General features: G+C 65.3%; 1 protein-coding gene. It reads right to left on the bottom strand.

Going from position 1 to position 3,746, the window contains the following annotated elements; genetic code table 11:
• Positions 1-838 precede the first annotated feature (838 nt).
• Complete coding sequence (locus FJZ36_18350; protein MBM3216861.1) at positions 839-3,718, bottom strand: DUF1573 domain-containing protein; 2,880 nt, start codon at positions 3,716-3,718, stop codon at positions 839-841.
• Positions 3,719-3,746 lie beyond the last annotated feature (28 nt).

Genomic DNA, 3,746 nt, shown 5'->3' on the forward strand with positions numbered 1-3,746 from the left:
ATGCGCGAATGGCTCCGCGAAGAGAACGGCATCGGCGAGATGATCGGCGGCGAGTGCCGCTTCTGGATCCGACAGAACCTGTGGACGGGCAAAGACACTCGCCAGCCCGATGCCTTTGTCGAGGGGCTTTACTTCCACGCCGGGGCGAGCCACCAGTTGGATCAGCTCGTCGCGGCGAAGGGGCTCCCGGCATACGTCACAGCCCGCGTTCACACGCGCGAGGATGTTGAGTTGGGTCAGACGGGCGTGTGGGGGACCGCTGGCGGCAACGCCCTGATGGAATACACCAACGGCGCGTGCGTCTCCTACGCGGGAACCCGAGCGGGACACGCCAACCCGTTCGGGTGGAGTGGCCACTGGACGTTCCAGGGCGAGCGCGGTGACATCCGCCGCGACGCCGGGCATCTTCAGTTGTTCCGCAAGGGCGAGTGCGTCGAGGACGTCGAGCTCCAGGACCTGCACGCCGGGCTCATAGAAGACGACCGCATCCAGTTCGACGCGCTGGCGGACGCCATCACCACCGGCAAAGACCGCGACTGGATGGGTCACTCGCTCGACACGTGGGTGCTCATGGAGGCGCTGAACGCGTCGGCGCGAACGCGCGAGCGGGTGGATGTCGGCGCGCTGCGGGCGTCGCTCTTCGCGTAGCGGTCACATCAGAGCGCGGGCCCGCAACAACAAGCGCGCCCACCCCTCGATGGAGAGATGGGCGCATGGATGAAGCGTCGAGTCCGTCGGTCGGACCCGTAGGAGGGGAGCTACCCCCTCACACTGGTTGCGGACGGGTCGTAGGGGCGGGTCTGAGACCCGCCCCTACGTGGTTGACCGTTGGCGCGGGCTACTTGTGGATGACCATCCGCCGTGTCTCCCGGAAGGAGCCCGCGCGGAGCTCGTAGAAGTAGACCCCGCTGGCGACCCGCTCCCCGAGCTCGTTCCGACCGTCCCAGTACGCCGCTTCTGCCCGCGACGTGTAGTAGCCCGGCTCCCGGTAGCCCACGTCGAGCTTCCGCACGAGTGAACCCGCCACGTCGTAGACGTTCACCGTGACGGCAGAACCCTCCTTCAGCTCGAAGGGAATCCACGTCTCCGGGTTGAAGGGGTTGGGGTAGTTCGCCATCAGGCGGTTGCGAGACGGCGGAGCGAAGGTCAGACGCGCCGTGAAGGTGTGCTTCCCTGCGTCGAGGCGCATCGACCCATCGCGGCTGAGGTCGTAGCGTTCATCGCCCAACTCGACGACGATGCGGAATCCCGCCGGAAGCGTCTGAGCCGTCCAGCGGAGCGTTCCCGCTTCCGCCAGGTTCGCTGAGAGCTCCCACGTCGCCTCGCGCTGGCTCGACGGGAGGACGCTCCGAGTCATCCGCTCGACCGGATCGTCCGTCTTGGCGAAGAACTCGGAGTAGCTGCGAATCGGCGGAGCCGGGGGCAGACCCACGTCGTAGGCGTCGAAGCCGACCTGCGCCTTCGAGCCGCTCCCGAGCTCGACCGTCTTGAGCGCCCCGCTGTCGAGCGAGATGGTCAGCGGCGCGACCCAATCCGGCGACGGAGCCGCGCGCTGGACGATCGCCGGAGCCGTCGGCGGCGTCTGCGTGATCGTCACCGTCCGAGCCGACGCCAGTTCGTTGTAGACCCAGTAGCCCTGGAACTGGTTCAGCGGGCTTGAGGTAGATAGCAGCACATAGTTGGCGCCGTCGAAGCCGTACGCCTTGTTCGCGGTCGTCGTGTACGACGCCACTGTGGTGCCGCCATACGGCGCGCCAACGATGTTCCACCCCGGCTGCAGCGTCACTGCGACCGACTGAGCCGCTGGCGCATCGACATCGACGGCGAATGTGGTGTTCAGCACGCCTGTCTTGGGGTCGGAGTCCGCTGGATCCGGCTCCGGCGCTCGGAAGATGAACCATCCCTTCTCAACGAACGGCAACGGCACCGTCGAAGTGAGGTCCACCGGGGCGTAGTTCTGCACGGACGGGCTGGCGTCGTAAGCATACATCGAGATGGCACCGCGCCCGAACAGATGCGACGGCGCGCCGTCCAGCGCCGGTCCCGGAAGCGAGAACATCCGCCAACGCACCGCCAGCGTCGTGTTGAGCGTGACCTCCAGACGCCTTGCGAGCGTCAGCGTGAGCATGTGGTAACCCGTGTTGAGCGGGATGCCGGCTGTCAGAGGCAACGGATACGACACCGCCGTCGCCGCATCCGTATCGGGTCCATGCTCGACTCGCGGCGCGTCGTTGAAGTATGCCAGGACGCCTTCAGGCAAGCCCTCTACGGAGAGATAGTGCGTACCGCTCTGGACGTTGACGGCGATGTTCCACGTCCGCGTATCTGCGAAGGCGAGCTTGTCCGTCACCAGGGAGTACCCGCTCCGCAGCAGTCGGATCCAGCTCGAATCCGGAGGCGGGGGAGGTCCATCCACGTCTTCGGGTGGAGTCTCGTCGAGGTTGACAGCATCCTGGGCGTCGAGAGCCACGCCGAACGTCGCGAACAGGTCTCCGGCCGGATCGCCCGTCAGGCGGAGCGTCGCCTGCCAGACCTGATACGACGGCGGAGGCGGTGGGAACGGGGACCATGACGGATGACCCGCGAGTGTGGCGAGACGTGTCAGCCCGCTACCGTCGGCGGCATTGACTGCCCAAACATCCGTGGTTCCTGATCGGTTCGACTGAAACACAATCTTGGTTCCGTCCGGCGACCACGACGGAAGCCCGCCGCCGTCGGGATCCGGAGCGACCGGCGTCGCGTTCTGACCGTCGGCGTCCATGACGTAGATCTTCCCGCCTGGGTCGAGCGAGTAGGCGATCTTGGTCCCGTCCGGTGACCAGACAGGACCGCCCTCGTCCAAGGCCGTGTTTGTCAAGCGCGTCGGGTTCGTTCCGTCCGCGTTCGCGACGTAGATTTCGAAGTTGCCGTCACGATTGGTCGTGAAGACGATCTTCGCGCCGTCTGGCGACCAGCTCGGAGCCTGATCCACACCGGAACTGCTTACGATGGTCGCCAATCCGGTTCCGCTTACGTTGATGACGAAGAGGTCCCCCGATGCGTGGGAGAACACGATCTTCGTCCCGTCCGGCGACCAGTCCGGCATTTCATCAGCTCCGGAGTGAGTCGTCACGCGAGTCAGACTCGTGCCGTTGACGTTGATGGTATGTATCTCGTAGTCCCCTGCCGCGTTCGTCGTGAAAACTATCTTCGAGATGTCGGGCGACCAAGACGGGAACCGGTCGTCGTAGCCGCTCGTGGCGACGGGAGTCTGATTCCCACCGTTGGGATCCATCACGTAGATATCGGTGTTCTTGACGAAGGCGATCTTCGTCTGCGCCAAGTCGCCCGTCGGCGGATTGACGCGACCGATGCCCTTCGCAGTCACCGTCGCCGGACTGCCGGAGGCGTTGTGCGTAATCGTCAGCGTGGACTGCTCCCAGCCTACCTTCGTCGGCGTGAAGGTCACCGTGACGATCTGGCTCTGACCCGCCGTCAGGTTGTAGGGTGGCGCGGGCGAGGCGGCGAACTGCCCGTTCGATGACGCGATCCCGCTGACGGTGAGCGTCCCGCCGCCGGTGTTCGTGATGGTGAACGTCGCCGTGCCGGAGCCGGGCTTCGTGACGGTTCCAGCGTTGACGGTCGCAGTGGATAACTGAACGGCAGGTTCCGATACGGGCTGCGTGCCTTGGCGAATACTACCGTTCTGATAACCTACGTAAACTGTGCCCTGAGTCATGGTAACCGATGCAGGGGTGGAACCAGTG

This window comes from Candidatus Poribacteria bacterium, assembly GCA_016866785.1.
Taxonomy (GTDB): domain Bacteria; phylum Poribacteria; class WGA-4E.

What these genes read in the sequence shown, in the direction of transcription:
- FJZ36_18350 (MBM3216861.1), bottom strand. Translation starts at nt 3,718, where the DNA reads ATGACTCAGGGCACAGTTTACGTAGGTTATCAGAACGGTAGTATTCGC.